Genomic DNA, 26,626 nt, shown 5'->3' with positions numbered 1-26,626 from the left:
CCTATCAGTCGGTGTGCGGGTTGGCGTGGAGCACGGCGCGGATTTGAGCGATGTCGTCGGCCTGGAGTGGTCGGTCGAGGCTGTCCAGGATGGTGTCGAGCTGGTTGGCGTCGCGGAAGCCGGTGAGGATCGCGGCGTCGGGGGCGTGGTGCAGGGCGTACTGCACGCAGAGTCGCGCCATGTCGGCGGGTCTGTGTCCGTACCGGTCGCGCAGGGGCACGAGGCGGGCGTGGAGCTGCCGGCGGTGGTCGGGGGTGAAGGCCGGATCGGTGCTGCGGTGGTCTGCCGCGCTGTATCGCCGCTGGTCGGGATCGGGGCCGCTGCGTAGTAGGAGGCCCTGCCCGAGGACCTGTTTGATCAGGATCCCGATCCCGTTGCGCCGTGCGAAGCGGAAGATGTCGGTTTCATGGGCGGCGTAGGGCGGGCTGAGCAGGTTGTAGCGGGCGGTGAGCACGTTGGGGCGTACCTGCTTGTACAGGTGCAGCCAGCGACGGGCCTCGGCCGTCTGCGGCCCGTCGGTGGCGGCCCATTCCTCGGCGAACCGGTGCGGTGCGCGCATGCCGACTGCTCGGATGACCCCTTGGCGGCGCCAGGTGCGCATGAGGTCGGCCGCGTCGGCAAGGTATCGGTGGTTGGGGCCGAAGTCGTCGCTGTGGAGGAAGTAGATGTCGAGGTGGTCGGTGCCGAGGTTGTCCAGGGTGGTGGCGAGTTGGGCGCGCATCTGTACGGGGTGGTAGGCGTGGCGGGCGGTGCCTGCGAAGTGGCCGACTTTGCTGGAGATGGTCAGGTCGTGGCGTGCGGTGCGGCGCAGGAGCCGGCCCAGTAGGCGCTCGGACTGGCCCAGGCCGTAGACGTCGGCGGTGTCGTACAAGGAACCTTTTCCAAGCTGATCGTGCAGGTCAGGGTGGGTGTGGCAGTACCGGTGATCGATGGGTGCGAGGCTCCAGGTAGGACAGCTGTCGACCAAGACTCGAAGCCCCGACCGGGAGCCTCGCCATGCTGTCCTACCCCGCCACGATTCCGTTGTCCAGCCGCACCCTGAACCACCTCGCCGAACGCATCCGCGGCCACCGCAAGCAGCGCCGATCCCGGTGGCGGCGCCTCGACCCAGGCCGGCAGGCGCTGCTGGCCCTGGCCCATCTGCGTAACGGCGACACCTACACCCGACTCGCGGCCGGCTTCGCAATCGGCGTCGCCACCGCCTGGCGCTACGTCCAGGAAGCGATAACCCTGCTCAGATCGGCAGCCGACGACCTGGAAACCGCGATGCGACGCATCCGGCTGCTGGCGTACGCGATCCTGGACGGCACGCTGATCCCGATCGACCGGGTCGCCGAACAGAAGCCCTACTACAGCGGCAAGCACAAACGCCACGGCGTGAACGTGCAGGTCATCGCGGACCCGGCCGGCCGGCTCGTGTGGGCATCACCGGCCCTGCCCGGTTCGACACACGACCTGACCGCCGCCCACAGCCACGGCATCATCGAAGCCCTGGCCAGCTCGGACGTGATGACCTTCGCAGACAAGGGCTACCAGGGCGTCCACGGCAGCGTCCGCACCCCGTTCAAGCGGCACCGCTTCCGGCCGAAGTTGTCATCCAGGCAGAAGGCCGTAAACCGGGCCCACGCGAAGATCCGCGCCCGTGGAGAACGAGCGATCGCCACGCTCAAGACCTGGAAGATCCTGGTCAAGCTGCGCTGCTGCCCCCGCCGAACCACCGCGATCGTGCAGGCCATCCTCGTCCTGCACCACGTCGAAACCAACCGCCACGCACGATGAAAATGGCTCAAGGTGACGCCTCGTTCGAGGGCGTGTACGAGGCCGGCGAAGGCGGCCTCAGGGTCGACGCTGTCCCAGCCGATCGGGGTGCCTCGGTTGGTGGCGGGGCCGCCGATGGTCCAGCAGCCAGCTGCGATGACGGAGACGTCGGTGTTGAGGCCGTTGATGTGGCGGCGCGGCAGGAGGCTCATTGGATTGGTCCGCTCAGATGCCGCAGGGGTCGGCGGCGTTGATCAGCTGCCAGTCGCGCGGGGTGGCCCACCGGCGGTGTTCGTGCCGGAGGATGTCCCGCCGGTCGTCGGGCAGGGCGACGGCGACGGTGGCGACGACCGGTTCCAGGTCGGCACGCAGTTGGACCAGGAGGGCGTCGGCCGCTGCCCGGCACCGCGCGTCGAGGTCACCGTGGTCGGCGGCGTGCGGGTCGGTGGGGGCAAGTTCGTCGAGCATCGCGCCGAGGAGGCGGTAGGCGGCGTCCTTTAGCAGCCGCCGCAGGTTGCGAACCAGGGTGTACGGCCGTCCGGCGAGGATCTTCTCCAACGACTTGAGGGTGTAGTCCAGCGCGAAGTTCCGGTCGATCCACAACTGAGCGCGGTGAGCGAGAACGCCGATTCGCCAGTCCGCGTAGCGGGCCTCGACCCGTCCCATCGACGGGTCCGCCCGCCCGGTGAGTCCAGCTGCTTCGGCGCGCCGGGTATACGCGGCCCCGATCAGGCATTCCATGCCGACGAGCAGATAGCTGATGCCGGTGTAGAAGGGCCGCCTGGTGGTGTGGGCAGCTACCCACTGCTCGTCGTGGACCCCGTCGACGATCTCGGCCACGCTCAGCTCGGGTTGGGGCCGCAGTAGCAGGTCGGTGCGGCCCTGGAAGGCGTACGTCTGCCACAGCTCGGCCGCCGTCATCAACTGGTCGAAGGTGATGTAGGTGAATCGTGGTGGCACGCCCAGCGCGGTGAGGGTGCGGATGGCCAGGGCGTTCTGCTCACCGGTGGTCTCCTTGTTGAAGCGTTCCAGGATTGAGGTCACTCCGGACTCGACGCCGAACAGGCAGCGCCGCAGTTTCCGCTCGACCAGGCCGCGCCACAGGTGACCGCGTTCGATGTGCCAGTCCCGGTCCCGGTCGGGCCGGACGACCTGGTCGACCCGGCAACTGGTCTCCCACTGGAAGCCCGCTTGAGCGAGGGTGTCCGCGACCTGCAGCGCGCGGCTGGCCGCGTCGTCGCCACGTCCGATGAACTCCTCATCGACCAGGTAGATCGTCCGATTCAGGTTCGGGTGCCGGTCGAACACCGCGCCGATCTGGCGCAGGAGCCAGGGCAGCGCGTCGGGCCGCGCTCCCGCCCATTGCCCCTTGTGGCCCCGGGGGCAGAACGAGCAGTAGTTGGTGCAGCCCCGTGACGATTCCAACTGGGCCACCCCGCGGTGGGCGAAGGTGCGGTCGAGCAGATCCAGCTCCGGCCACACGTCGTCCTGCGAGCGGTTCGCCACGATCGCGGTCCGGTGCGGAAGGCTGATCGGTAGCACGGTGCGCGCCTGTGTGGTGTGTCGGAACCCGACACCACGGATCTGCCCGATGTCCAGGTCACCGTGCCAGTGGGCCAGTACGTCGGTGATGGTCGGTTCTCCCGCTCCCCGGCAGATGAGCAGGTTCGGGTAGCGGCCGAGCAGAATCCGCTCGTTGCGGACGGTCAACGAACCGCCCGCGACCACCAGGGGCGGCCGGTCAAGGGCCATAACGGCGTCTAACAGGCGGACGGCCAGGTCATGCTGGCCGAACGTCACCGACACGCCCAGCACCTCCACCCCGTCGCGGACCCGGTCGATGACGTCGTCCAACCCGAACCCGAGCTGCATGTCCATCAGCTCGACCCGACCGAGCAGGGTCGACCGGGCCGCCCGGGCCAGATCGGAGATCGCCAGCGGAAACCGGGGCAGCGGGAAATGCTCCGGGTGATACAGCGACGCCAGCAGCAGCCTCGGCCGCAACAACCGTCGCTGGCCCTCCGCAGTGATCTGCGCGGTGGACAGCCAACTGTCCGGATCGGCCACCTTCAGTCGATCGTCGGTCCAGGCCGGCCAGACCCGGTTGCGGTGCGGCTGGCCGGACAGATCAGCCGCCGTCCACGACCCTGATGGTCGCTGAATGAGGACCAGCCGCCGATCCAACGGCCCGGTCACCACCATTGTCCGCTCCTGCCCGACCGCCAAGCTGAGTGCGGCGCGCAGGGCGTTTGGGTCCTCCAGTGGGACCGACGCCAGCGGCTCCCGATGGGACGGGATGGAACCGGTGGCGTGTGCGCACGCGTACAACAACCGGTCATGGACGGACGGCACCAGATCACGCATGGAACACCTCCGGGACGAACAAGGTTTGGGCACAGGCGTGCGCCACCCCTGCCTGGCAGAGGTGGGAAGAAGGGAACTGGGACGACGGCCGGTCAGCCTCGGGTGGTGGAACCGCCTACGCTGTGATGCTGGGCGGGCCAGCCGAGGAACCGGCGAAGCGTGCCGTCACTGGTCATCGCCGGTCTTGCTGTGCCGCACCGATCACCGCGTTGGGCGAGACGGACACCGTCACGGCCGGCCCTCGGCCGGAATAGTTGAGGCGATGGCTGACGGGAGCGCTTGCCGGGTTGCCTGCCCGCGCTCTGGTCCGATAGATGAGGCCGCTCGGCCCGGTCTCTGGGCTGGCGGATTCTCGCCGGGATCATCGTTGCCGGCATGGGCAGGATGGATCTTGCTGGCCATACTCACCAGGTCTCTCCGTCACCTTCGGGAGTTGGATTGGCGCCGGGGCGGGCAGGCAGTGAAAGCGGCGGATTGCCGCGCCGCTTGGTGCTATCCGCCCACCGCACCGTGCCATGCCCCTACACAACCGTGGATGGCGGTGGGCCTCCAGCGCGGCAACTACGCAGAAGTGGCGCATCCCCGTTGCGCTGTGATCCGGGAGCTGGATGAATGGAGTGACCATCCGCTGCGGAAGGAGCGGCACGTGGCGGGCAAGCGGCACCGGTTGGCGCAGCGCCGGAAGGCGATTGGGCTGAGCCAGGAACGGCTGGCCGAGAAGCTTGGCGTCGACCGATCCACCATCGTTCGGTGGGAGCGGGCGGAGACGGACCCGCAGCCCTGGCACCGGCCTCGTCTGGCCGCAGCGCTCAGAGTCTCGGTCGAGGAACTGGCCGATCTTCTGGCCGACGTCGGCCAGCCACCATCACGACCGGATGAACGTCTTGAATACGTATTACGCCATCCGCGTCGGGTCGACCTGGTCACCGTCGCCTACCTGCGGGAGCGTGTCCAGCATCTCGACGAACGCTACGATCACACGCCCTCGACGCTCCTGCTCGCCGACGCCGGGCAGCTACACGGTCAGACCATCTTCCTGCGCCAGCATGCCAACAGCGGAGTGCTTCAACGCGAGTTGGCAACAGCCGTCGGCGAGTCCGCGACCCTAATGGGTCAGCTCGTCTGGGATGCCTCCCAACGCCGCGATCATGCCGCCAGCGCAGCGTACTTCGACCAGGCGATCAAGGCCGCCCAGGAAACGCGGAACGTCGTCATCGAGGGCAACGCGCTGCTGCGGCAGAGCTTCCTCGCCCTCTACGGAACCAAGCAACCCACCGAGGGCCTCGCGCTCACCAGCCGCGCCGCGCACGTCAGCCGCGGCGACAGCCACGTCATCGCCGGCCTTGCCCACCTACACCACGCCGAGGCACACGCGCTGCTGGGACACGACCGAGACTGCTCCACCGCACTCGGCACCGCCGAGGCGCATCTCAGTGCGATTGACAAGGGTGATCCGGCCGGTGTCCTCTCCGCCCCCAGCCACTACGCACGGCTCGAAGGGTCCTGCTGGCTGTTCCTCAACAAGCCAGACAAGGCGATCACGGCGTTGCAGGACGCCCGGAGGCTCAGCGAGGCACAGCGGAAGTCCACCGCGGTGATTCTCGGAAACCTCGCCCTGGCCAGCATCCTCCGCCGTGATGTTGAGGCGGCCACCTCGTACCTGCACCAAGCCATCAACGTGATCGAGCCGACCCGCGCCGGTGGTGGCCTCAACCTGGCCTTCACCGCAGCCCGGCAACTACGTCCATGGCGCGCCGAACCAGCCGTCCAGGACGTCAACGATCGGCTTTTCACCATCATGACCAGGTAGGAGTTGCAGCGTGACCCGACCCAGCGACCCCGACCACGCAAAGCACACAGTCCGCCATCGCGCCTGGGATCTACTCGAACGCAACAACGCCGCCCCGACCGGCGTATACGGTCATATCCCCGACTTTGCCGGCAAGGAACAAGCCGCAGCGCGGCTAGCGAGGCTCGACGTGTGGAAAAGCGCCCTCGTCATCAAGTGCAACCCCGATCGGGCCCAACTGCCGGTGCGCGTACGGGCACTCCAAGAAGGCAAGCTGCTCTACATGGCGGTACCGAAACTCGCCACAGCCGAACCGTTCTATCTGCTCGATCCCGCAGCCCTCACCGCGCCCTTCGATATCGCCGCCACCAGTACGGGCGCGGCGGACGTCGCTCCTCTAGTCGCACCGCAGGAGATGCCTCCGATAGACCTGGTCGTCTGTGGAAGTGTCGCCATCAGCCGACACGACGGCGTACGGATCGGCAAGGGCGCCGGCTATTCCGACCTCGAATTGGCCCTCCTCACCGACGCCGGTCTCATCACCGAAAACACCACCATCGCGACTACCATCCACGAACTGCAACTCGTCGACGACACCCTGCCCCACGCCGATCACGACTTCAGCGTCGATCTCGCTGTCACGCCGACCGAGACTTTGGCCTTCCCGCCCATCCGAGCACGACCGGCCGGCATTATGACCGACAAGCTCCAGGCAGAGCAGCTACGAACTATCCCCGCCCTCGCCCAAGTCCGGCAAGTGGACTGACCCTCAGCGGACCGGGCTACCCCTGGGCGGCTTCGGATGGGCGGACCTGGGCGGCCTTTGTGAACGTGTCGGCATCCAGCTCTGAGCACCTAACACAAGGGAGACCACCCGTGGGGCAAACCGTCGTCGTATACGCCGGCGAGGAACCACCCAACACCTGGCAGGCATCGGTGTTCATCGCAGGACCGATGCCCCGCGACCCCGACGCACCCTCATGGCGACCCGAGACGCTGCGCCTGCTCGCCGACGGCTGGACCGCCGCCGGCACCCTCGTCGTGTTCGTCCCCGAAGCCCGCGACCGCCACCGACCACAACCCGGCTACATCTCCCAAAACTGGGAGGAACGCTGGATGGCCATCGTCGACGTCATCCTCTTCTGGATACCACGCCGCATGCCCGACCTCCCCGGCCTGAACACGAACATCGAATACGGACGCACCGAAACCTCCGGCCGAGTCGTCCTCGGCCTACCACCCGACGCGGTCAGCATCCACTACCTACGCCGCGGCGCCGAAACCCACGGCGTCCCCGTACGCAACACCCTCACCGACACCGTAACCGCCACCCTGAAACTCCTCGGCGACGGCGCCGAACGATCCGGACCCGACCGGGACATACCCCTGCTGATCTGGCGCACCCACAGCTTCCAAACCTGGCGCAGCCTTGCGCCTGCCGAGATCATCTCGGCCCGTGTGCTGTGGGCATGGTCGCCACCACCAACGTTCGAACTCGCCGCATGGGCTATACAGGCCGAAACATCCTCATCGCCTGACGGCACCTCACACAGCATGCTCATCACCGCCATCGGCAACGACATGCCGACAGAGACCATCATGACCTCGTCAGCAACCGCCGCCATCCCATAGGACCGGCGACAACTCCACGAGGAGACGCAGAGAGCACACCGCTACGTACCAGCCCGTACCTCCCGCGCACCCACCCCGTCCACCACAACCGCTGCCCTAGCTTTGGCGGCAGCGATCCGCCAGCACCGGGCCACATCTACGGTCATCGGCGCCATCCAAGAACGGCCACCCAGCAACTCCCGGAAGTGCCCTGACCAAAATTCCCGTGCCACCTGGGAAGATCGAGGCATGCAGGCCGCAGGGATCTTGCTCGTGCGCCGAGATGGCTCCGTACTGTTGCAGCTGCGCGACGAACGCGCGCCGACAGACGCGAACCGCTGGGGCATCCCAGGTGGGCTCGTCAATCCGGGCGAAGCACCAGAAGACGCCGCGCGCCGGGAGCTACACGAGGAGACCGGCCTGGCCATCGACGCAGAACTGACCCTCTTCTGGTCCGGCACCACCGCCGACCGGCGGCTCACCGCCTACGTTTACTGCGCGGCCACCAACGCCAACCCGGAAGACATCGTGGTGGGTGAGGGACGGGCAATGCGCTTCGTGCCGGCAGACAGAGTGCCGAGCCTTGATCTGGCCGATAATGCCAGACCAGTGCTGTGCGACTTCGTATCCTCTGACTGCTTACGGCGAATCACCGCCCGGCGTCGGTGACGCTGCCAGCGATTACAGATTTTGAATGGTCAGGTTGTGTGTCGGGTTCCAGCGTCAGGCCGGTGACCGACACGATCGATCGGACCGAAGCCTTCGCCGATGCACTGCGCTGGTTGATGGAGGAGCAAGGATGGCGCCTACCACGATCCGGCCTCCAGCCGCGCCACCCGGTTCCACCGTGGCAGTGGTCGCCACCTCCTCCCCGGTGAGCAACGACGACCTTGATCGGCTCGTCAGCTACCTGCACAGTCGCGGGTACGAGGTGCGCACCTACCCGAGCTGCCGAGCCGCTACCGGGTACCTCGCCGGCCCGGCCGAGCAACGCGCCGCTGACCTCAATGCCGCCTTCACCGACCCCGACGTGCGGCTCATCGTTCCCGCCACCGGCGGCAAAGGCGCGGCGCACCTGCTACCCCTGCTCGACTACGACGCCATCACCGCCAACCCCACCATCCTGACCGGCATGTCCGACCCCTCCATCCTGCTCAACGCCATCCACGCCCGCACCGGCCTACTCACCCTGCACGGCCCCTCCGGGTACGACTTCTTCCAACACCCGGTACACGACGAAACCGCCACCGCCTTCTTCAATGCCATCACCAACGGCCTCACCGGCCGGGAAGTGCACGGCAAGGACTGGAGGATCGTGCGCGGCGCGGGCGCCACCGTTGCGGGCCCGGTCGTCGGCGGGCACCTCGGCACCATCCGCGCCCTGGTCGGAACCGACTACCTACCCGACCTCGACGGCGCCATCCTGATCCTCGAAGACGTCTTCGTCGGCTGGGTGGACATCGACGCCGCCCTCACCCACCTGAGATTGGCCGGCGTGTTCGACCAGATCGCCGCGCTCGTCATCGGCACGCCTGTCGACACCAGCCGGGGAGACGCGCCCGACCAGACCTGGGACGACCTGATCGTGCGATGCGTCGGCGGAACCTTCCCAGTGATCACCAACGTCGAGTTCGGGCACACCCCCCACAAGATCCCGCTGCCGATCGGCGGTGCAATCGAGTTGCACCTCGGCGACGACAGCCCAGTCCTGCGCTACCGCGACGACCTGATCGAGGCCCGATGAGCGTCCACGACCTTGTCCTCGACCTGGACACCCACGTCGACTTCACCTACGCGCTGGAGACCTACCTGATCCATCCGTGGGTTCGCGACGGCGACAGGACGGTAGGAATAGACCGTGGTGACCAAAGGGGCTGATGTTCCTGATGACCTCAGCGATGCCCGTGCCCTTGACACGGGGGCTGCGGCGTTCGGGCTTGGCGCGGTGCAACAGGTCGAGGTCAATGCCGCGGGTTTGATGAACCGCAACTGGCGGGTGACGGCCGCGGGCGGGACGTTCGCGGTGAAGCAGGTCCTGGACATCGACGCCGCTGCCGCCCGCCGCCAGCATGCCGCGACCCGGGCGCTGGCCGATCGGGGCCGGCCCGTCCCAGCACCACTGAGCACGACCGGTGGAGACACTCTGCTGGAGCACGACGGGCAGATCTATGGCGGGGTGCGATCAGGGCCCATCGGGCGTCGGACAGGTCGGACGGATAGGCTCGCCGTGCGGTCATGACTCAGGCGTACGGCGCGAGGACGTGAGCGCGGCGGACTTCATGTCCGTCGACGTCGGGGTAAAAGTGAATCAGACACGATCGCAGGGCGGAATGCTCTGATTCCGGTCAGGGTTCAATCGACCGGGATGCGCCCTTTCCCGGTCAGGTCGGGCACCTTGCGCCGTCGAGGCCCGAGACGCAGATCGACCGTTACCGGGGCGAAGACGAAGCAAACGTCCAGTTAGTCATGTTTGTCGACCCGGCGGCGTCCGGATCTGCCGAGTTGAGGGCGATTGCGACCGCCTGCGGGAGTGAACGCACAACGCTGCACGCAATGCCGGTCGGTAAGCGGCTCAACCATCGGGAGTCGGGTGGGCGGCTGGGCACTGTGTCCGGCCGCGGCTCCGGATCCGCCATGCGTTATGACGAGTTAGGTCAGCGCTGGGTGTCGATGGACCGTAGTCCATCGACGAGGAGCGCGACCATGCGGCGGCCGTAGTCCGGCTCCTCGTCCGGTAGGGGTGCGCACAGTTTCGCGACCGCGTAGAGAAGGTCCTGCGAGCTAACCACGGCCCGGATTTCGTCGGCCGCAGTCGCGGCATCGAGCAACGACCCCAGCGCTGGTCCCAGCTTCTCCATCAGGTAGCCGGAGAGGCCGTCGAACGCCGGATCGCCGGAATGCAGCGCCGCGGCGAACCCGCGTTTGGTCACGACGAACGCGGCGAGCCGTTCGAGCCACCTCGCGAGGGCGATGCCCGGCGGGTGCTCGGCGGCCAGTGCGGGCGCCGCATCGGCGCAGGCGTCGATCTCGCGCTCGATCACTGCCTTGATTAGGTCGGAGCGTTGCGGGAAATGCCGGTAGAGGGTGCCGACGCCGACACCGGCCAGATCGGTGATCTCCTTCGCTGGCGCGTCGACGCCCGACGTGCCGAAGACCGTCTTCGCTGCATCCAGCAGCGCCTCGACGTTGCGGCGCGCGTCGGTGCGAATCCGGCGCGGTGCGCTCGCGCCCGTTCTCGAACCGGTGGTGTCGTTGGACACGGTAGTCCTCCTTGCCTTTCCGGAAAAGCTTTCCGTATAGTTCCGGAAAGAGATTCCGCTTCACTCACCATACCGCCAGGAGACGCTCATGCAGTACCGCACCCTGGGCCGGACCGGCATCAAGGTCAGCCCGTACGCACTCGGCGCGCTGATGTTCGCCACGTCGGTAGGCAACTCCGACCCGGAGGACTCGATCCAAGTGATCCACAAGGCGCTCGACTCCGGCATCAACCTCATCGACACCTCCGACGTCTACGGCGACTCGGAGGAGGTCGTGGGCCGGGCGCTCAAAGGGCGGCGGGACACCGTCGTGCTCGCCACCAAGTTCGGCAGGCCGACCGGCACCGACCCCAACCAGCAGGGCACCTCCCGACGCTGGATCATGACCGCGGTCGAGAACTCGCTGCGTCGCCTACAGACCGACCACATCGACCTCTACCAGGTGCACAAGCTGGACCCAGACACGGACATCGAGGAAACGCTCTCCGCGCTCACCGACCTGATCCGCACCGGCAAGGTGCGGGCGATCGGATCGTCCAACACGCCGGCCATCGACATCGTCGATACCCAGTGGCTTTCCCAACGGCACGGGCTGGCACGCTTCCGCACCGAGCAGCTACCGTACTCGATCCTCAACCGCGGCATCGAGAACGACGTACTGCCGGCAGCGCAGCGCTACGGCCTCGGCACCCTGGTGTGGGGCCCGCTCGGGCAGGGGATGCTCACCGGCCGCGTCCGCAAAGGTCAGCAGAACGACCTGAGCCGCGCGCGCTACTTCAAACACCTCAGCGACGAGCGCCGCATCGACATCGTCGAACAACTCATCCCGCTCGCCGACGAGGCCGGCCTGCCGCTGACCCACCTCGCCATGGCCTTCACCATCGCGCACCCGGGCGTCACCAGCACACTGCTCGGCGCGCGCACCATGGAACACCTCGACGACCTACTCAGGGGCATCGGCGTCGCGCTCACCGACGACATCCTCGACCGGATCGACGAGATCGTTCCGCCCGGCACCGACGTCACCCGCCTCGACCAGGCCTACGTGCCCCCGCCAGTCCTGGACCCGGCCCTACGTCGCCGACCGGCCGGCGAACGCAGCGCTGCCTGAAAAACGGACACCACCGCTACTGGACCAGCAAACATCCGGATCAGCCACGATCCGGGCGCCGGCGTCTCGACCGCAAGGTCACGTGCGAACATCTGCCGCGATCCGGTCGCTACGCGGGGTCGCGTCTCGCGCCGGTGGCTGGCTCACGGAGATGGCCGAGGAGTGGTGGCTCAGCCCTGGCGGGTGGGTCGGATGGTCAGGTCGCCAATCTCGACGTCGTCTGGTTGGTCGATTGCGAAGGCGATTGCCCTGGCCACCGATGCCGGGTCGATGCCGAGTTCGGCCATGTTCTGCCTGGCCTGCTCGCGCATGGCCGGATCGTCGAGGGCGTTGTCGATGAGCTCGGTGCGAACGTAGCCCGGGGAGATCGACGTGGTGCGCAGGACGCCGTCGGTACTCTCCTGGCGCAAAGCCTCTAGGAAGGTGCGGACCGCGTTCTTCGTTCCGGCGTACACCGCCTGCGTGGGGACGATTTTTAGTCCTGAGGTCGACACCACGGTAACCAGGTGGCCGCTGCCCTGACGGCGGAACACCGGCAGCGCTGCGGCGATCCCGTGCAGGATGCCCTTGACGTTCACGTCGACCATGGCCGACCAGCCCGCGACGTCGAGGTCGTCCATTCGGCCGATCCTGGTGATTCCGGCGTTGCCGATCAGGACGTCCAGCCGGCCGAACCGTTTGACGGCGGTGTCGACCAGCGACTGGAGGTCGTCGGGGTCGGTGACATCGGCGCGGACGGCGGCCGCGGCGCCGCCCGCAGCGGTGATCTCGCCGACCAGCTGATCCAGCCGGTCGGTGCGGCGGGCGCCCAGCACGACGACCGCGCCACAGGATGCGAGATGGCGCGCTGTTGCTTCACCGATGCCACTGCTGGCGCCAGTGATGGCGACTACCTTGCCCTGGATGGTCATGGCGACTCCCCTAGAATGGACACATGTCCGGTTATCCCGATCAGCATAGCGGACACGTGTCCGCTTCTGCCAAGAGCGGTGCGCCGCGACGGTCCGACGCGCGGCTCAATCGGGAACGGATCTTGCAAGCGGCGCGGGAGCTGGTACGCGAATCGGGTGAGTTGAAGCTCAATGCGGTCGCCAAGGCGTGCGGCATAGGGCAAGGGACGCTCTACCGGCATTTCCCCACCCGCGAGGACCTCCTGGTGGAGGTCTACCGCCAGGAAGTCGACGAGTTGGTCGCCGCGGCCGCACAGTTGGTGGAGCGCCGCGAGTCTATGGACGCGCTCGCGGCCTGGTTCGATCGGGTGGCTGCTTACGCTCGGGTCAAACGCGATGTGTTCGCGGCCGTCGAGGCGGCCACCTGGCGCGATCTTGCTGCCCACAGCCTCGGCCCGATCGGCGACGCGGTCGAACTGTTGCTGAATGCGGGCCGCGCGACTGGCAGCCTCCGCCCGGACGTGGAGGTCCGCGACGTTATCGTGCTCATCAGCTGGCTGTCGCGACTGGACGACACCGAACTCGACGCCCGCGGGCCTCGGTTGTTGTCAATCCTGATCGACGGACTCCGGGCACACCATCCCTGAGCCCCACGGGCGCTGGGTGCTGGTACGAGTTCGAGGTCAGGCTGACGCAGCCGACCCCATCCGCTTCTGCCGCGATTCGGGCGACGGCCCGCGTCCACCGGTCACTCATCGTGAGCAATGGACGCGCGTCGCCGGGCGACCGGCGCTGCGAGGTCCCCCAGCGCCATTCACTGAGGCTCTGCACATTTGGCGTACCGCGCTCTGCACCGGAACCCGTACGCCGACATCGGTCATAGGTGCCAAGGCCGGCGGCCCTACGTGGTGAGAGTTGTGGCCAGCAGCCAGCCGCCGATGAGTGCTGGTCCCATGGGTGACGAGTTGGCGCGGTCAGCCCGTCTGCAGAAGTGAGCGATGCTTACAGCGCCTTGTAGGAGCAGCCCGGCCAGAAGACCGGTAACCGCCGCCTGCCAGCTCAGCCAGCCAAGGTTGAATGTGACCGCGCCCGCAAGGATAACGTCACCGAGGCCGAGTTGGCCGGGCATGGCCAAGGCCACAAGCAACAGAATGCCCGAGGTGGCGGCTCCCGCGCTGGTGGCTCGAAGCAACGGTGCTGGGTCTCTGTCGAGGATGGCTACGGCAAGGAAGCTCAGCCCGGACGAGAGCCACAACAAGCCGGTGAGTCGATGGGGCAGGCGACGGCGCCGAATGTCGATGATTGCCAGCCCTACTCCGACCACTGCGAAGATCCAGAAGGCCGGCAGTGCAATGCCCGTGGGCGTGGTGGCGCCGATTATGGCGGCGGCGGTCGCTGTGAGGACGGCGGTGCCGGTCGCTTCTGCGGGGCGTGCTGGACTGCCGGTCCACCACCGGGCGGGTAGGCGAACCGGCCCGGACGCCTGTGTGCCGTACGCGATGGCGGCTATCGGGATGCCAGCCATCGCGCCTGCGAGGCCGAGGCCGATCGCGGCGAGGCTGTTCGTCACGATTGTTAGGTTCGCTCGCCGCTGGCGCGGTGCTGTCGGCTCCATCGATCGATTTCGCTGAGGAGATCGACCAGTTCAACGCCGCCGGTGGTTAGCCGGTAGTCGGCTCCGGTGTCGCCCTGGTGGTGCTCGACAAGGTCCTGGGCCCGCAGGTAGTTCAGGGTGTCGGTCAGCGTGCGGGCATGCACGACGTTGGGACTGGTCTGGGAGACCGCGTGGTGCAGCTTGGAGTAGCGCAGCGGTCCTTCGCGGAGGGCGGTCAGGATCGTAACGGACAGCTTCCGCTTGGCCAGGTTGAGTAGGTGTTCGAGGTCATTCGTCAGCGCAGTTCTCCTCCCCCGAATCGAGCACGCAAGGTCGCGACGCCAGTCTATGAGGTCACACAACTGTTCGGCGAGCGCTTAGCATGGAGATGGTCGCTGTCCATTATGGAATGGGTGCTGATGGTTAGGGGATCTTTAGGGGCAACCCATCGCATTTGACGCATCTCGATTGTTGAATCGGTGGTCGACCGGATTCGGGGTCGACGCCGCACGCGAGGCCAGCCACTGGCGCAGGCGAAGGAGGTGGCCGAAGATGGCCTCGCCCTTGCTGGTCAGACAGAAGTGGGCGTCCGCGAAGGGCTCGCCGTCCATCGAGCCGCCGTGCGAGCTGACCAGGAAGCCGTCCGCTGCCATCGCTCTCAGCAGAGCTGTCGGTCGTGGGGATTCGACGGCGATCTGGGCGAAGTTGGCGGTGCCGCCGCGATCGTGCATCGCGAGCAGCAACTCGAACGCGCCGCGCCGCGCCAGTAGGGTCAGCGTCCGCTCCGTGCGATCGTGGTCGCCCATCGGCCGTTACCACCCTTCTCGCACCTCAATTTTCGGGGAAGCCTAGCCGTAATTGATGCCTACTGATCTGTCGGGTAAGCGACACCATCTTGGATGCTTTGTGATCATTTGGGCACACCTGGTGACTTAGACGTACGTACCTTCGCGCGCGTGCGTTTTGCCCGTTCCGGGCGTGTAGGTGCAGGTGCGCACGTAGACATCACCGTGGGGTCAGGGTGTAAACACGATTTGTGACCTTGGAGGCGACCGGTGATCCGGCCGGGGTCAAGCCTGGCAGAGCCGGTCATCACCAGGGGGCCGTTTACGAGATTCGGAGGTAGGAGCCGGTGCTGACCCGTCCGGTCGTGGTTTGTCTCGTCGGTGCGTCGATGCTATTCAGTGCCGCTTGCCGTTCCAGCGACTCTGACCAGCCAGAACCGACAACCTTGGCGACATCGCCACCCCCTACGACCCCTGGACCGAATGCGACCGCCGGCAGTGAGGCCATTGCCGCGTACCGAGGCATGTGGGATGCCTTCGTGGAGGCGGGCAAGGTGTCGGACCCCGACGCCCCCGACTTGCGCAAGTACGCCTCGGGTCAGGCGCTCAGGCTGATCGTCAACGCGCTCTACACCAACCGGGAGCAGAAGGAAGTCATCCTCGGTGATCTGATGCTTGACCCGAAGGTCACAGCTTTGACGCCCACCGAGGACCCCGCTAAGGCCACGGTCCTGGACTGCGTGAACGACGAGAACTGGCTGGAACACAAGGCATCCGGTGGTCTGGCCAACGGCGAGCCCGGAGGCAAGCACCGCACGACCGCGACCGTCGACCGGACAGCCGAGGGCTGGCGGGTCAGCTCGTTCATTCTGGAGAAGGCGGGAACATGCTGACGGGTACGCGACGACTCACGGCTGTGGCCACCGTCGCGGTGGCGTTCCTCTTGGCGGCGCCGGCAGTCGCCTATGCCGGTGGCGGCACCGGTGGTGTGGAGTGCAGCAAGGACGACCCGCGTCCGGTCTGTGACATCAACGCGGGCGCTCCCGGCCAGCCGAGTAAGCCAGGCGGCGGCGATGGCGGGGGCCGAGGTGGGGACGGTAAATGCCGGAAGCCGTCGGGTGGGGAAATTCCGTGCGAGCGGGATGGGGCGTGGGCTGGCGCGGATGGTTGTTACTACGCTCCGGCCGACCCGTCGCCCTCGACTATCGATGGGGTTGGTGGTCAGCCGGCCGGTGAGGGTGGCTGGTATGTGCGGACGTGTTACGCCGAGAACGGTGGGTTTGGAGGGGTGTCCAGCGGTTTGGTGTGGATGCCGGGGGCGCCTCCGGTGGTGTCGCCGGCGGTGTTGGCGCGGCAGGCGCGGGCGCGTCTTGACCTGCCGGCGGTCGTCATTCGGATGAATCCGCCGGGTGATCAGCTTGTCAACCTGCCGGTGTGGCTGGCGGTTGACCGGGGTTCGTGGGGGTCGCGGTCGGCTACCGCCTCGGTGCCGGGTGTCAGTGTTACGGCGACGGCGCGGCCGGTACGGGCGAGTTGGTCGATGGGTGACGGGGTGACGGTGACGTGTGTCGGGCCGGGGACGCCGTGGACGGCCGGGGCGGATCCGGCGAAGGGGTCGCCTGACTGTGGGCATGTGTACCGGCGGTCCTCGGCGGGCTCACCGGGCGGGCGTTACACCGTGACGGTGACGGTCATGTGGGAGGTGACCTGGGCCGGGGCGGGGGAGTCCGGCACGGTGCCGGGATTGACCACGACCGGGCAGGTGCAGACCCGGGTTCAGGAGTCGCAGGCGGTCGTGCGCTAGGTCAGCAAATCAGTTCGTTCGAGCGCCGCATCCCGAGGAGGACATGTCATGGCGCTGGATTCCGTGCGTCCAAAAACAGGTCTAGAAGATCGTGCGCCTGCTGCTGCCCGTGCCGGGCGGGGGCCGTGGCGGGCGACCCGGCGGCGTCGCCGGTTGCCGTTCGTCGCGTTGGGCGGGTTGCTGGTCATCGTGTGCGTGCTGGCCTATGCGTACGGGGCGGCTCAACTCGGTGATCGTGTTCAGGTACTCGCGGTGGCGCGGCCGGTGGCCGTCGGGCAGGCGATCACGGCTGCGGACCTCAAGCAGGTCTCCGCCGCCCGTGATCCCGGCGTGCGGTTGGTTCCGGCCTCCCAGGCAGCGGGGGTGGTGGGTCGGACGGCGGTGGTGCCGTTGGTGGCTGGCATGTTGCTGACGCCGGAGTTGCTGGGGGATGCCGCGTTTCCGCCCGCCGGTCAGGTGAGTGCCTCGGTGGCTTTGAAGCCGGGTCAGTATCCGCAGGGGCTTGCGGCGGGGGCGAAGGTGTCCGCCTACGTGTCGGCCGTCCGGGAGGGTGGGCAGCCGGCTCCGGTGGCCAGCTCGGCGGCGAGCGGGTCGGCCCCGGCGCGGTTGTCGGCGGTGGTGTTGGGGGTGGACCTCGCCGGGGATGGCCAGGGTTCGACGGTCGTCACGCTTCTGCTGGCTGCCTCGGACGCGCCGCGGTTGGCGGCGGCTCCGTCTGGCGGTGTGGTGCTGATGCAGACCTCACCGGTGGGGGGTTGATATGCCTCTGGTGGCGGTGACGTATGTGAAGGGTCGTCCGGGTGTGACGACGACGGCCCTTGGGTTGGCTGCGGTCGCGCCGCTGTGGGCGCGGCCGGTGGTGGTGGAGTGCGATCCGGCGGGTGGGGACCTGATGCGCCGGCACGGGTTGGCGGCGGTGCCGAGCGTGGTGGACCTGGCCGCTGCCGCGCGGGGCGCGGCGAGTTCTGGGGATGTGTTCGCCGCCGCGTCTCAGTCGGTGGTGGTGCGGGAGGCGGGGGTGCCGGTGGTGGTCGCCCCGGCGGGTGGGGCGCAGACCCGCGCGGCCGTGCCGGAGCTGACTGGTAGCGGCCGGGCGGTGCTGGCCTCGACCGATCGGGTGGTGCTGGCGGACTGTGGCCGGTTGGGGCCGGATTCGCCGGTGTGGCCGTTGCTGCGGCTCGCCGATGCGGTGGTGGTGCTGGTTCGGGCTGGCGCCGACGAGGTGGCACATCTGCGTGAGTATCTGGGTGACCTGGTTGATGCGGGCGCTGGCCGGCTGGTGGTGCTGCTCGGTGCGGGCGGGGTGTATTCGGCGGCGGACGTGGCGGACGTGCTGGCGACCTACGTCGGGCGGGAGTTGGCCCGGGGCCCGGAGTCGGTGACCGTACTTGGTCCCCTGCCGCATGACGAACGGGCGGCGGCGGTGCTCGGCGGGGAACTGGTGGCGGGCCTGCGGTGGCGTCGCCTGCCTCTGATGGCCGCCTACGCGCGGCTGTGGATCGACCTCGCCCCCTACCTGCCGACCGTGGCCGCGCAGTCCACCAGCACAGCGGGGGAGGAGGCATCATGACCGGTCCCTTCCTGCCGGCCCCGGGTTCCGCGGAGACGGGCGAGGTCACGGTGGTGGGGCGCATCCGCCGGGAGGTCGCCGAGCGGCTGACCCGGGCCACCCGGGCGCACGAGACGGCCACCGGCTCGCCGATGCCCGCCGACGACCGCGCGGCGACAACCCGCCGGTTGATCAATGAGGTTCTGGACGGATACGCCACGCAGGAGATGAACGCCGGGCGTCCGCCGCTGCGCCCGGACGTCGAGTCGCGGGTGGGTCGGGCGGTGGCGGACATGCTGCTCGGCGCGGGCGGCCTGCAACCGTTGCTCAACGATGACCGGGTCGAGGAGGTCAACGCCAACGGTTGTGACCAGGTGTTCGTCCGCTACAGCGACGGCAGCCGCGCCCAGGTGGGGCCGGTCGCCGACTCGGATGCGGAGATGGTGGAGTTGATCCGCCGCTTGGCGGCTGACGCCGGGCGCGCGGAGATCGGCGGTGAGGGCGGGGAGGAACGTCATTGGGACCGGGCCGCGCCGATCCTCAACTTGCAGCTCGCGGATGGTTCCCGTCTGCACGCGATCATGTCGGTGGCCCGGCGTCCGGTGCTGTCGATCCGCCGGCACGGCTACGTGAAGGTCACCCTGGCCGATCTGGAGCAGCTCGGCACCGTCAACCCGGTGCTGCGGGAGCTGCTGGCCGCCGCGGTACGGGCGAGGCTGAACGTGCTGATCGCCGGGCGCACCGGCGCGGGCAAGACCACTCTGCTGCGTGCCCTCGCCTCGGCGATCCCACCGGGCGAGCGGATCGTCACGATCGAGGACACCTACGAGCTGGCGCTCGACGCGGACAGGGCCGTGCATCCGGACGTGGTGGCGTTGCAGTCGCGGGAGGCCAACGTCGAGGGCGAAGGTGCGATCGATATGAGCATGTTGTTCCGCTCGGGGCTTCGGATGTCACCGGACCGGGTCATCGTGGGGGAGATCCGCGGGCACGAGGTCATCCCCATGCTCAACGCCATGTCGCAGGGCAACGACGGTTCGCTGGGCACCATCCATGCCTCGTCGTCGGCCGGGGCGTTCCACAAGCTCATGCTCTACGCCGCGCAGGCGCCGGAACGCCTCGACCCGGCCACCACCAACCTCCTGGTCGCCGAGGCGGTTCACCTGGTCGTACACCTGGGGTTCGTCGGGCGGGGCGGAGCGCGGGCGGTGACGTCGGTGCGGGAGGTGGCCGGCGCGGACGGGCTGGCCGTGTCCAGCAACGAGATCTTCCGGCCCGACCGGGATGGGCGGGCCGTCCTGGGTGCGCCACCGTCGACCGGGTTGCTGTCGGCGCTGGCCGGGTGCGGCTTCGACCCCGGGTTGCTCGACGAGGCCCGCACCGCACCGGGTGGGGGGTGGGCGTGATGGTGTTGACGGTGCCCCTCGCTGCCCTGCTGGGGGCCGGAACCGCGTTCGGGTTGGTCCTGCTGGCGTTGGGCCTGTCGCCCCGGGACAACGACGGGCCCGGCGACTCCAACATAGAGTCGCGACTGTCGCGACTGTCGAGGCTGGCTCTGGCCCGTGGGCCGGTGGACCGGCGCAGGGTGGCGCTGTGCCTGGCCGTCGGTGTGGTCGTCGGTGTGGTGACCCGCTGGCCAGTCGCGGCGGCCCTGTCCACAGTCGGGGCGTGGATGCTACCGGCCGTCATCGGCCCCGACCGCGACCACGCCCGCCGGGTGGCCCGGATCGAGGCCATCGCCACCTGGACCGAGGCGTTGCGGGACAACCTGTCCGGCGCGGCCGGGCTGGAACAAGCGATCACGGCCAGCGCGATCGAGTCCCCGGAGCCGATCCGCGAGGAGGTGACCCGGCTCGCGGTGCGCCTACAGCGCAGTTGGCGGCTGCCTGACGCGCTGCGCGCGTTCGCCGCCGAGCTGGCCGACCCGACCGCCGATCTCGTGGTCGCCGGACTGGTGATGGCGGCACGGGGCAGCGCCGGACAGCTCGGCGACGTGCTGGGCGAGCTGGCCGCGTCCGCGCGGGCGAAGGTCGCCTCCCGGCAGCGCATCGCCGCCGCCCGCAAACGCAACCGCACCTCCGCGCGGGTCATCGTCGGCGCCACCCTGACCATGGCCGGACTGCTGGCACTGCTCAACCGGGGCTACCTGGCCCCGTTCGACACGGCGACCGGTCAACTCGTCCTCCTGGCCGCCGGTGGCTGCTTCGCCGCCGCGTTCACCTGGCTCGGCCGGCTCATGCGCGACCGCGACACCGCGCGGATCTTGGCGGGGATCGCCGCGCCGGCCGAGACCGAGGCGGTGTCGCCATGACCGGACTGATACTGCTGGCCGGGCTCGGCACCGGAGTGGGCCTGTGGCTGCTGGTGGTGGGCTGGTTTCCCCGCCCACCCCGGCTGGACAAGGCCCTCGACGCCCCGTACGGGCTCGACCGCGCCGCCGACGCCACCACCGAGACCCGCACACCGGGGTGGACCGGACGATGGGGCCGCCCGGCCGTGCGGTGGCTACGCCGGGCCGGTCTTCCCCTGGCCAGCACCCGCCGTGACCTCGCCACCCTTGATAAGCCGGTCGACGTGCATCTCGCCGAACAGGCGACCGCGACGGTATTCGGGCTCCTGCTGCCTCCGGTAGCGGCCGGACTGCTCGCGCTCGGCGGTGTCGGCTCCGGCCCGGCCGCGCCCGCCGCCGCGTCGCTGCTGCTCGGCGCGGCCGGTTTCCTCGCCCCGGAACTGTCGGTGCGATCGGAGGCAGCCAGGCACCGGGCCGCGTTCCGCGACGCCTTGTCCTCGTTTCTGGACTTGGTCGTCATCAGCCTCGCCTCCGGGTCGGGTGTGGACCAGGCACTCGACGACGCGGCGCAGGTTGGCTCCGGCCCTGCCTACACCGAACTGCGGTACGCGCTGACCGAGGCGCGGTTGGCCCGGGTACCGCCGTGGGACATCCTCGCCGCCCTCGGCCGCCGGGTCGCGGTGGCCGAGTTGCAGCAGCTCGCCGCCACGGTCGGGCTGGCCGGGACCGAGGGAGCGAAGGTCCGCGCGTCACTGCGCTCCCGGGCCATCGCTCTACGCGCCCGGCAACTCACCGACGCCGAAGGCGAGGCCAACGCCGCCACCGAACGCATGGCCCTGCCCATCGTCGCCCTGTTCGCCGGCTTCCTGATCTTCCTCGGATACCCCGCCATCGCCGCCGTACTCGGCGGGCTGTAGGAGACGCGTGCCAGTTCACCAATCCCGAACAGCCACCAGGTCCCTTGCCGCATTGGAGGAACCCGCAATGTCCGCTCTCGTCACCTACCTCGCCGCCGAGCTGCGGCACCGCTGGCAGGCGGTGCGCGACACCAAAGACGGCGGCTACTCCACCGAAGCCGTCCTCGTCACCGCCGTGCTGGTGACCCTGGCGCTCGTGGTCCTCGGCATCATCGCGGTCAAGGTCACCGCCAAGGCCAACAGCATCAACCTCGGCTGACACCGATGCCGCCAACCATCCGGAGACGCCACGCCGAACACGCACACTCCCCGGCGCTCGGAACGGCCCGGTGGCTACACGCCCGCTGGCGGCGCGTGGCCACCCGCTCCGAGGCGGGCAGCGCGACCGCTGAGCTGGCCATCGCCATGCCCCTGCTGCTGCTCATCGTCATGTTCATCATCCAGGCCGGAGTGTGGATGCACGCCACCCACGTTGCGCAGAGCGCCGCGACCCGGACGGGCAACGCCGCCGCCGGCTACCAATCGAGTGCCGGCGCCGGCCGCGACGCGGGCGAGCAAACCCTCGCCGCCATCGGTAGCGGCGTTCTCAAGGACCCGTCGGTGTCGGTGACCCGCACCGCCACCGAGGTCCGCACCGAGATCACCGGTACCGCCGCGACCGTGGTCCCTGGTGTGCGGTGGACCGTCCGCGCCACCGTCGTACGACCCGTCGAGCGCTTCGTGCCCGACGACGGAGCCGCGCCATGACCCGGGCCGGTGCGCGAGCCGGACGGTTCCGGCTGCGGCAGGTCATCGCCCTGGGCGACCGGGGAGCGAGCACCACCGAGGCGGCCCTTCTTACCCCGTTGCTGGTGGCCGTCATGGTGTTCGTGGTGCTGTGCGGGAGGCTGGTCACCGCACAGATGGACCTCGACGCCGCCGCCAGCGCCGCGGCCCGGTCCGCCTCCCTCGCCCGCACCGACGCCGCCGCCCACGCCGAGGCCGATCGCACCGCGCGGGAGACCCTCGCCGCCCGCGCGGTCACCTGCCAGCAGGTCAGCGTCACCGTGGCCACCGGCGGTCTCCACCCAGGCGGTGCGGTCACCGTGACCGTGGCCTGCACCGTTCCCCTGTCCGACCTCGCCCTACTGTCCGTGCCCGGCACCCGCACCACGCGGGCCACCGCGACCTCCCCCATCGACGTGTGGAAAGGAGGCCCCTCGTGAGGCAACCCGATGCCGGCCGCTGGCGGCGGCTCCGCGAACGCACCGCAGACGACTCCGGCCAGGTGACCGCGTTCGCGGTCCTGATGATGGTCGCCCTGCTCGCCGTGGCCGGCCTGGTCCTCGACGCCGGCCTCGCCCTCACGCAGAAGGTCCGCGCCCTCGACATCGCCCAGGCAGCGGCCAGAGCCGGCGCGCAGGAACTCGACCTGTACCAGTACCGCACCCGCAACGTCGCCGTACTCGACCCGGCCCGAGCCGCGTCGACCGCACGGGCGTGGCTGGCCTCGGCGGGCGCCACGGGCGAGGCCACCGCGACCACGACCACAGTCACCGTGACCGTCCGGCACGCCAGCCGCACCCAGCTCCTGCAGATCGTCGGCGTGCGGCAACTCGACGTATCCGCCTCCGCGAGCGCCACCGCCGTGCAAGGCGTCACCGGCCCCACCACCTGACCCCGCCACGCTGAGAGAGGACGACCGCGCATGTTCCGCACCTTCGCCGCCATCGCCCGGACCGTGCGCGCCCTGCTCGCCCTCGCCGTGCTGGCCGGCTTCACCGCCGGAGTGCCGTGGCTGCTGACCGTCGCGGCCGGCTGGCCCCTGGACTGGATCGGCTGGCCACAGCCAGATGCGGTGCCCACGCTGACCGACCTGCACGCCGCGATCACGAGCCCATGGTCGGACAACATGGTCTTCGCCCTGCTGGCCACGATCGGCTGGCTGCTGTGGGCGCAGTTCCTGCGCGACACCACCGTCGAGATCATCGAGGCGTCCGCCGCCGCGAGAGTCAGCCGACGAGGCCAGCCCCGCACCCCGACGGGTCGACGCGGCCCGATCCGCTGGATCGCCGCCGCCCTCGTCGGCGCGATCGTCGGAGCCGTCCTGTTCGACGCCGCCCGCGCCGTCACCAGCACCCCCACCGCTGGTGCGGCTACCGCCGACGCCGCCGCCCGCCGCCCCGCCGTTGCCGTCGCCCCAGCGCACCCCACCGCGCTGTCAACCGTGCGGCACGGCCCACGCCCGGCGGTCACCATCGGCGTGTCCGCCACCAGTACCGCCCGCCCGCTCGCCACCCACCGAGACGGCCCCGCCGTCCCGTCCTGGGCACGCAACGCCCCGGGCGGCACGCACCGCGTCGTCGCCGGAGACAACCTGTGGGATCTCGCCGCCAAGCACCTCGGCAACCCGCACCGCTGGCGGGAGATCTACCGACTCAACCGGGGACACAAGCAGGCCAACGGCTACGCCCTCACCGACCCCGACGAAATCCACGTCGGCTGGGTCCTCGCCCTCCCCGCCCGCGAGGCCACACCAGCGGCCACCCCACACCACATCGAGGACCCCAAGACCGGCAGCCCCGACGCCCCCGCGCCCGAGGCCAACCAGACCGCTCCGGCCGTCCCACTGACCGCGCCGCCGGCCACCGTCACCCCAGCCGCGAGCGCATCGGAGCCGATCACCCCTTCACCGCCTACCGCCGAACCGAGCACCCCCGCCGACTCGGCCGATGGCGCCACCCCCGCGCGGGACAGCGAGCTCTCCGATGACCAGCCGACCGACGAGGCCGGGATTACGCTGCCGGCGCAGGGCTGGATCAGTCTCGGCCTGGCTGCCGCCATCGCCGCCGTGGCCGCTCTGCTACGCCTGCAACGACGCCGCCGCGCCCGGCTCACCTTCCCCGCCCCGGTCAATATCGCGCCGCCACGGTCCCCGATGCCGCCGTCTCTGGCCCCCGTCGACATCATCGGCAGCCGCCACCTCGGTCCCAGCAGCGACCACCGCCCCGCCAGCCCTGCCGTGGCGGCACCGATCGGCGTCGACTCGGACGGCACCGAGGTAAGCCTGTTCCACCTGCCCGGTCCCGGCGTCGCCCTACACGGCGACGGAGCCGTACCAGCGGCCTGCGCAGTCCTCGCCTCCGTCCTGAGCACCAACGTGGCCGAGACCGCCGTCCGACAGCCGGTGGTGGTCACCACCGCCGACTTACTCGCCCGACTCCTACCCGAGACCGCCCCGGCGGTCGGCCTCGACCCCGACGGCACCGCCTACGACGGAGAACGCCTCATCGTGCTCGCCGACACCGCCGCCGCGATCACCCACGCCGAAGAAGAGATGATCGGCCGACGCCGGCTACTGGACACCTTCGACGCCGAGACGATCACCGACCTCAACACCCGCCCCGACCACGCCGAGACACAACCGCCGTACGTGCTGCTCATCGACGCCAACCCCCGGCACGCCGCCCGCCTTCAGGCCGTCGCCACCCACCGCGCCGCCCTGGACCTGCATCCCGTCATTCTCGGCCAGCATGACGGCATCCCCACTGTCGAGATCAGCGCCGAGGGCACCGTCACCGGCGATGAACCGCACCCGGTGACCCGGCTGTCCGTCCTCGGCGCGGATGACCTCGCCGCCATCCTCTCCATGCTCACCGACGCGATAGCCCGTCCCGAGGCCGGCGCTGACGTCGACGATCCGCCCGCCGAGATCTCGCCGGCCGCGGTGACCGTCGAGACGAACGAGGCGGCGCCGGCCCAGCCCGATGATGCGGCGGCCTTGGTCCGCCTCCGGGTGCTCGGCCCGGTCACCGTCGCCACCGACGCCGGACCCATCGCCACCGGCATGCGCAGCGGCTCCTACACCACACTCGCTGTCCTCGCCGCCCACCCCGCCGGCCGCACCCTCGACCAACTCGCTACCGACCTGCACCCCCACATCGACCCGAGCGCCGCCGTCAAACGGGTACGCACCGACATCACCTCCGCCCGGCGGGTACTGCGCGCCGCCACCGGCCGCGAAGAGCCCATGTTCATCGTCTACGACCCCGCCACCGGCCGATACCAACTCGACCCCGAGACCATCGCCGTGGACCTCTGGCAGATGCTCACCGCCATCGGCCATGCCACCAGCAGCGAGGATGAGGCAATCACGCTCGTTGCGCTACGCAGGGCGGCCGAGCTGTACGCAGGTGACTTCGCCGAAGGCCACGACCACACCTGGGCCACCGACTACGCCACCAGCTACCGCCACCAAATCCTCACCGCCTATGCCCGCATCGCCGAAATCCTCGAACCCGACCACCCCGACCAGGCCATCGCCGCCCTCGAACGCGCTGCCGACCTCGACCCCGTTAACGAGGAGCTGTACCAGCGGATCATGCGCATCCACGGCCGCCAGCACCGGCCCGACGCCGTCCGGCGCACCTTGCGCCGATTGGAGGAACGCCTCGCGGACCTCGGCGACGCCGAACCGTCCCAGGCCACCCGCCGCGTCGCCGAACGCCAACTCCGACCCGCCGCCCCCGCCGGCCGAGGACGACCATGAACGCCAGCCGGCTCCAGCGGATGCAATGGGCCGTGCGGACGACACTGGCCCTCGGCGTAGCCGCCTCGGTCACCGCGAACATCCTGCACGCACAAGCCAACCCGATCTCCCAAGCCATCGCGGCATGACCACCCCTGGCCCTGCTGATCACCGTCGAACTGGTTACGCGAGTTAGATATTCACGCTCCCCTAGCGAAGACTTCGGCTTCACCAGGTGCGGCTGGAGTGCTCATTGTCCAACGTCACTTGGCCTGTCTGCGCTGCTACAGAGATTGAAAGGCCAAGGTTCGAGCTATCTCGGTGGCTCGGGTTCGAGGGTCATGCCGGTGCTGGCGAAGAAGCCGGCGAGGAGATCGGTCTGTTGCTGACACGCGCG

The 26,626-nt window shown here is 69.2% G+C and carries 28 protein-coding genes and 2 pseudogenes; 23 read left to right on the top strand and 7 right to left on the bottom strand.

Annotated elements, in window-relative coordinates; genetic code table 11:
- Positions 1-4: 4 nt before the first annotated feature.
- On the bottom strand, positions 5-871 hold the full coding sequence (locus ACXN5W_RS22530; RefSeq protein ID WP_473160334.1) for an aldo/keto reductase: 867 nt from the start codon (positions 869-871) through the stop codon (positions 5-7).
- A 125-nt stretch (positions 872-996) separates the two neighbouring features.
- Between ACXN5W_RS22530 and ACXN5W_RS22525 the strand changes: the two genes are divergently transcribed.
- On the top strand, positions 997-1,779 hold the full coding sequence (locus ACXN5W_RS22525) for a transposase family protein (RefSeq protein ID WP_473160333.1): 783 nt from the start codon (positions 997-999) through the stop codon (positions 1,777-1,779).
- A 204-nt stretch (positions 1,780-1,983) separates the two neighbouring features.
- On the opposite strand, the gene ACXN5W_RS22520 is transcribed toward ACXN5W_RS22525, so the two are convergent.
- Entirely contained in the window at positions 1,984-4,122 is a 2,139-nt protein-coding gene (locus tag ACXN5W_RS22520) for a B12-binding domain-containing radical SAM protein (RefSeq protein ID WP_473160332.1), read from the bottom strand.
- 535 nt (positions 4,123-4,657) lie between these two features.
- Between ACXN5W_RS22520 and ACXN5W_RS22515 the strand changes: the two genes are divergently transcribed.
- From ACXN5W_RS22515 to ACXN5W_RS22485, 7 genes and pseudogenes are all read left to right on the top strand, one after another.
- Positions 4,658-5,932 carry a helix-turn-helix transcriptional regulator gene (locus ACXN5W_RS22515; RefSeq protein ID WP_473160331.1) on the top strand — a complete coding sequence of 425 codons (1,275 nt, stop codon included), beginning with the start codon at positions 4,658-4,660 and terminating at the stop codon, positions 5,930-5,932.
- 10 nt (positions 5,933-5,942) lie between these two features.
- A complete protein-coding gene (locus ACXN5W_RS22510) occupies positions 5,943-6,677 on the top strand; it encodes a 5-formyltetrahydrofolate cyclo-ligase (protein WP_473160330.1) in 735 nt (244 codons plus the stop codon).
- Positions 6,678-6,787: 110 nt separating this feature from the next.
- On the top strand, positions 6,788-7,543 hold the full coding sequence (locus tag ACXN5W_RS22505; RefSeq protein WP_473160329.1) for a hypothetical protein: 756 nt from the start codon (positions 6,788-6,790) through the stop codon (positions 7,541-7,543).
- 228 nt (positions 7,544-7,771) lie between these two features.
- A complete protein-coding gene (locus ACXN5W_RS22500; protein WP_473160328.1) occupies positions 7,772-8,191 on the top strand; it encodes an NUDIX domain-containing protein in 420 nt (139 codons plus the stop codon).
- 130 nt (positions 8,192-8,321) lie between these two features.
- Positions 8,322-9,266 (top strand): S66 peptidase family protein, encoded by a 945-nt coding sequence (locus ACXN5W_RS22495; RefSeq protein ID WP_473160327.1) that lies wholly within the window; start codon positions 8,322-8,324, stop codon positions 9,264-9,266.
- Entirely contained in the window at positions 9,263-9,400 is a 138-nt protein-coding gene (locus ACXN5W_RS22490) for a hypothetical protein (RefSeq protein ID WP_473160326.1), read from the top strand. Before ACXN5W_RS22495 ends, ACXN5W_RS22490 begins: the two co-directional genes overlap by 4 nt.
- Before the next feature lie 100 nt (positions 9,401-9,500).
- Positions 9,501-9,617: pseudogene (locus tag ACXN5W_RS22485) on the top strand (hypothetical protein); the annotation flags it as partial.
- A 559-nt stretch (positions 9,618-10,176) separates the two neighbouring features.
- Here ACXN5W_RS22485 and ACXN5W_RS22480 read toward each other — a convergent pair.
- On the bottom strand, positions 10,177-10,782 hold the full coding sequence (locus ACXN5W_RS22480; protein ID WP_110567364.1) for a TetR/AcrR family transcriptional regulator: 606 nt from the start codon (positions 10,780-10,782) through the stop codon (positions 10,177-10,179).
- Between the two features lie 88 nt (positions 10,783-10,870).
- On the opposite strand from ACXN5W_RS22480, the gene ACXN5W_RS22475 reads away from it, so the two are divergent.
- Positions 10,871-11,893, top strand: a complete 1,023-nt coding sequence (locus ACXN5W_RS22475) for an aldo/keto reductase (protein WP_425689807.1) — start codon at positions 10,871-10,873, stop codon at positions 11,891-11,893.
- Between the two features lie 170 nt (positions 11,894-12,063).
- Here ACXN5W_RS22475 and ACXN5W_RS22470 read toward each other — a convergent pair whose 3' ends face one another.
- Complete coding sequence (locus ACXN5W_RS22470; RefSeq protein WP_425759474.1) at positions 12,064-12,804, bottom strand: SDR family oxidoreductase; 741 nt, start codon at positions 12,802-12,804, stop codon at positions 12,064-12,066.
- Positions 12,805-12,827: 23 nt separating this feature from the next.
- On the opposite strand from ACXN5W_RS22470, the gene ACXN5W_RS22465 reads away from it, so the two are divergent.
- The gene (locus ACXN5W_RS22465) at positions 12,828-13,430 is read left to right on the top strand and encodes a TetR/AcrR family transcriptional regulator (RefSeq protein ID WP_425759475.1); all 603 of its coding nucleotides are present in this window, start codon (positions 12,828-12,830) and stop codon (positions 13,428-13,430) included.
- Positions 13,431-13,684: 254 nt separating this feature from the next.
- Here ACXN5W_RS22465 and ACXN5W_RS22460 read toward each other — a convergent pair whose 3' ends face one another.
- From ACXN5W_RS22460 to ACXN5W_RS22450, 3 genes are all read right to left on the bottom strand, one after another.
- Positions 13,685-14,353 (bottom strand): prepilin peptidase, encoded by a 669-nt coding sequence (locus ACXN5W_RS22460; RefSeq protein WP_473160325.1) that lies wholly within the window; start codon positions 14,351-14,353, stop codon positions 13,685-13,687.
- A 5-nt stretch (positions 14,354-14,358) separates the two neighbouring features.
- On the bottom strand, positions 14,359-14,739 hold the full coding sequence (locus ACXN5W_RS22455; protein ID WP_473160324.1) for a winged helix-turn-helix transcriptional regulator: 381 nt from the start codon (positions 14,737-14,739) through the stop codon (positions 14,359-14,361).
- Positions 14,740-14,811: 72 nt separating this feature from the next.
- Positions 14,812-15,183 (bottom strand): hypothetical protein, encoded by a 372-nt coding sequence (locus ACXN5W_RS22450; RefSeq protein ID WP_473160323.1) that lies wholly within the window; start codon positions 15,181-15,183, stop codon positions 14,812-14,814.
- 518 nt (positions 15,184-15,701) lie between these two features.
- Between ACXN5W_RS22450 and ACXN5W_RS22445 the strand changes: the two genes are divergently transcribed.
- The 13 genes and pseudogenes from ACXN5W_RS22445 to ACXN5W_RS22385 form a co-directional block, all read left to right on the top strand.
- Positions 15,702-16,055 carry a hypothetical protein gene (locus ACXN5W_RS22445; RefSeq protein WP_473160322.1) on the top strand — a complete coding sequence of 118 codons (354 nt, stop codon included), beginning with the start codon at positions 15,702-15,704 and terminating at the stop codon, positions 16,053-16,055.
- Positions 16,049-16,966 (top strand): hypothetical protein, encoded by a 918-nt coding sequence (locus ACXN5W_RS22440; RefSeq protein WP_473160321.1) that lies wholly within the window; start codon positions 16,049-16,051, stop codon positions 16,964-16,966. Before ACXN5W_RS22445 ends, ACXN5W_RS22440 begins: the two co-directional genes overlap by 7 nt.
- 153 nt (positions 16,967-17,119) lie before the next feature.
- Positions 17,120-17,725: an SAF domain-containing protein gene (locus ACXN5W_RS22435; protein WP_473160320.1), complete on the top strand. Its 606-nt coding sequence runs from the start codon at positions 17,120-17,122 to the stop codon at positions 17,723-17,725.
- A gap of 1 nt (position 17,726) precedes the next feature.
- Positions 17,727-18,536 (top strand): hypothetical protein, encoded by an 810-nt coding sequence (locus ACXN5W_RS22430; protein WP_473160319.1) that lies wholly within the window; start codon positions 17,727-17,729, stop codon positions 18,534-18,536.
- Entirely contained in the window at positions 18,533-19,921 is a 1,389-nt protein-coding gene (locus tag ACXN5W_RS22425; RefSeq protein ID WP_473160318.1) for a CpaF family protein, read from the top strand. The genes ACXN5W_RS22430 and ACXN5W_RS22425 overlap by 4 nt, the downstream gene beginning before the upstream one ends.
- On the top strand, positions 19,912-20,826 hold the full coding sequence (locus tag ACXN5W_RS22420; protein WP_473160317.1) for a type II secretion system F family protein: 915 nt from the start codon (positions 19,912-19,914) through the stop codon (positions 20,824-20,826). Before ACXN5W_RS22425 ends, ACXN5W_RS22420 begins: the two co-directional genes overlap by 10 nt.
- Entirely contained in the window at positions 20,823-21,722 is a 900-nt protein-coding gene (locus tag ACXN5W_RS22415) for a type II secretion system F family protein (RefSeq protein WP_473160316.1), read from the top strand. Before ACXN5W_RS22420 ends, ACXN5W_RS22415 begins: the two co-directional genes overlap by 4 nt.
- 67 nt (positions 21,723-21,789) lie before the next feature.
- A complete protein-coding gene (locus ACXN5W_RS22410) occupies positions 21,790-21,981 on the top strand; it encodes a hypothetical protein (RefSeq protein WP_473160315.1) in 192 nt (63 codons plus the stop codon).
- 5 nt (positions 21,982-21,986) lie between these two features.
- Complete coding sequence (locus ACXN5W_RS22405; RefSeq protein ID WP_473160314.1) at positions 21,987-22,469, top strand: TadE/TadG family type IV pilus assembly protein; 483 nt, start codon at positions 21,987-21,989, stop codon at positions 22,467-22,469.
- On the top strand, positions 22,466-22,927 hold the full coding sequence (locus ACXN5W_RS22400) for a TadE/TadG family type IV pilus assembly protein (protein ID WP_473160313.1): 462 nt from the start codon (positions 22,466-22,468) through the stop codon (positions 22,925-22,927). The genes ACXN5W_RS22405 and ACXN5W_RS22400 overlap by 4 nt, the downstream gene beginning before the upstream one ends.
- Complete coding sequence (locus tag ACXN5W_RS22395; protein ID WP_473160312.1) at positions 22,924-23,379, top strand: pilus assembly protein TadG-related protein; 456 nt, start codon at positions 22,924-22,926, stop codon at positions 23,377-23,379. The genes ACXN5W_RS22400 and ACXN5W_RS22395 overlap by 4 nt, the downstream gene beginning before the upstream one ends.
- A 30-nt stretch (positions 23,380-23,409) precedes the next feature.
- Complete coding sequence (locus tag ACXN5W_RS22390; RefSeq protein WP_473160311.1) at positions 23,410-26,250, top strand: BTAD domain-containing putative transcriptional regulator; 2,841 nt, start codon at positions 23,410-23,412, stop codon at positions 26,248-26,250.
- Positions 26,247-26,375, top strand: a pseudogene (locus ACXN5W_RS22385) (DUF2637 domain-containing protein); the annotation flags it as partial. The gene ACXN5W_RS22390 and the pseudogene ACXN5W_RS22385, both read left to right, overlap by 4 nt.
- Positions 26,376-26,626: the final 251 nt, after the last annotated feature.

The organism is Plantactinospora sp. A48, assembly GCF_055793945.1.
This window is presented reverse-complemented; position numbering and strand designations above follow the sequence as displayed.

Bases quoted from the DNA above. Each gene is read 5' to 3' on its own strand.
- ACXN5W_RS22470 (WP_425759474.1), bottom strand. From the start codon at position 12,804: ATGACCATCCAGGGCAAGGTAGTCGCCATCACTGGCGCCAGCAGTGGC.
- ACXN5W_RS22495 (WP_473160327.1), top strand. From the start codon at position 8,322: ATGGCGCCTACCACGATCCGGCCTCCAGCCGCGCCACCCGGTTCCACC.
- ACXN5W_RS22405 (WP_473160314.1), top strand. From the start codon at position 21,987: ATGCCGCCAACCATCCGGAGACGCCACGCCGAACACGCACACTCCCCG.
- ACXN5W_RS22390 (WP_473160311.1), top strand. From the start codon at position 23,410: ATGTTCCGCACCTTCGCCGCCATCGCCCGGACCGTGCGCGCCCTGCTC.
- ACXN5W_RS22465 (WP_425759475.1), top strand. From the start codon at position 12,828: ATGTCCGGTTATCCCGATCAGCATAGCGGACACGTGTCCGCTTCTGCC.
- ACXN5W_RS22410 (WP_473160315.1), top strand. From the start codon at position 21,790: ATGTCCGCTCTCGTCACCTACCTCGCCGCCGAGCTGCGGCACCGCTGG.
- ACXN5W_RS22430 (WP_473160319.1), top strand. From the start codon at position 17,727: ATGCCTCTGGTGGCGGTGACGTATGTGAAGGGTCGTCCGGGTGTGACG.
- ACXN5W_RS22425 (WP_473160318.1), top strand. From the start codon at position 18,533: ATGACCGGTCCCTTCCTGCCGGCCCCGGGTTCCGCGGAGACGGGCGAG.
- ACXN5W_RS22520 (WP_473160332.1), bottom strand. From the start codon at position 4,122: ATGCGTGATCTGGTGCCGTCCGTCCATGACCGGTTGTTGTACGCGTGC.
- ACXN5W_RS22440 (WP_473160321.1), top strand. From the start codon at position 16,049: ATGCTGACGGGTACGCGACGACTCACGGCTGTGGCCACCGTCGCGGTG.
- ACXN5W_RS22415 (WP_473160316.1), top strand. From the start codon at position 20,823: ATGACCGGACTGATACTGCTGGCCGGGCTCGGCACCGGAGTGGGCCTG.
- ACXN5W_RS22515 (WP_473160331.1), top strand. From the start codon at position 4,658: ATGGCGGTGGGCCTCCAGCGCGGCAACTACGCAGAAGTGGCGCATCCC.
- ACXN5W_RS22400 (WP_473160313.1), top strand. From the start codon at position 22,466: ATGACCCGGGCCGGTGCGCGAGCCGGACGGTTCCGGCTGCGGCAGGTC.
- ACXN5W_RS22525 (WP_473160333.1), top strand. From the start codon at position 997: ATGCTGTCCTACCCCGCCACGATTCCGTTGTCCAGCCGCACCCTGAAC.
- ACXN5W_RS22475 (WP_425689807.1), top strand. From the start codon at position 10,871: ATGCAGTACCGCACCCTGGGCCGGACCGGCATCAAGGTCAGCCCGTAC.
- ACXN5W_RS22490 (WP_473160326.1), top strand. From the start codon at position 9,263: ATGAGCGTCCACGACCTTGTCCTCGACCTGGACACCCACGTCGACTTC.
- ACXN5W_RS22500 (WP_473160328.1), top strand. From the start codon at position 7,772: ATGCAGGCCGCAGGGATCTTGCTCGTGCGCCGAGATGGCTCCGTACTG.
- ACXN5W_RS22450 (WP_473160323.1), bottom strand. From the start codon at position 15,183: ATGGGCGACCACGATCGCACGGAGCGGACGCTGACCCTACTGGCGCGG.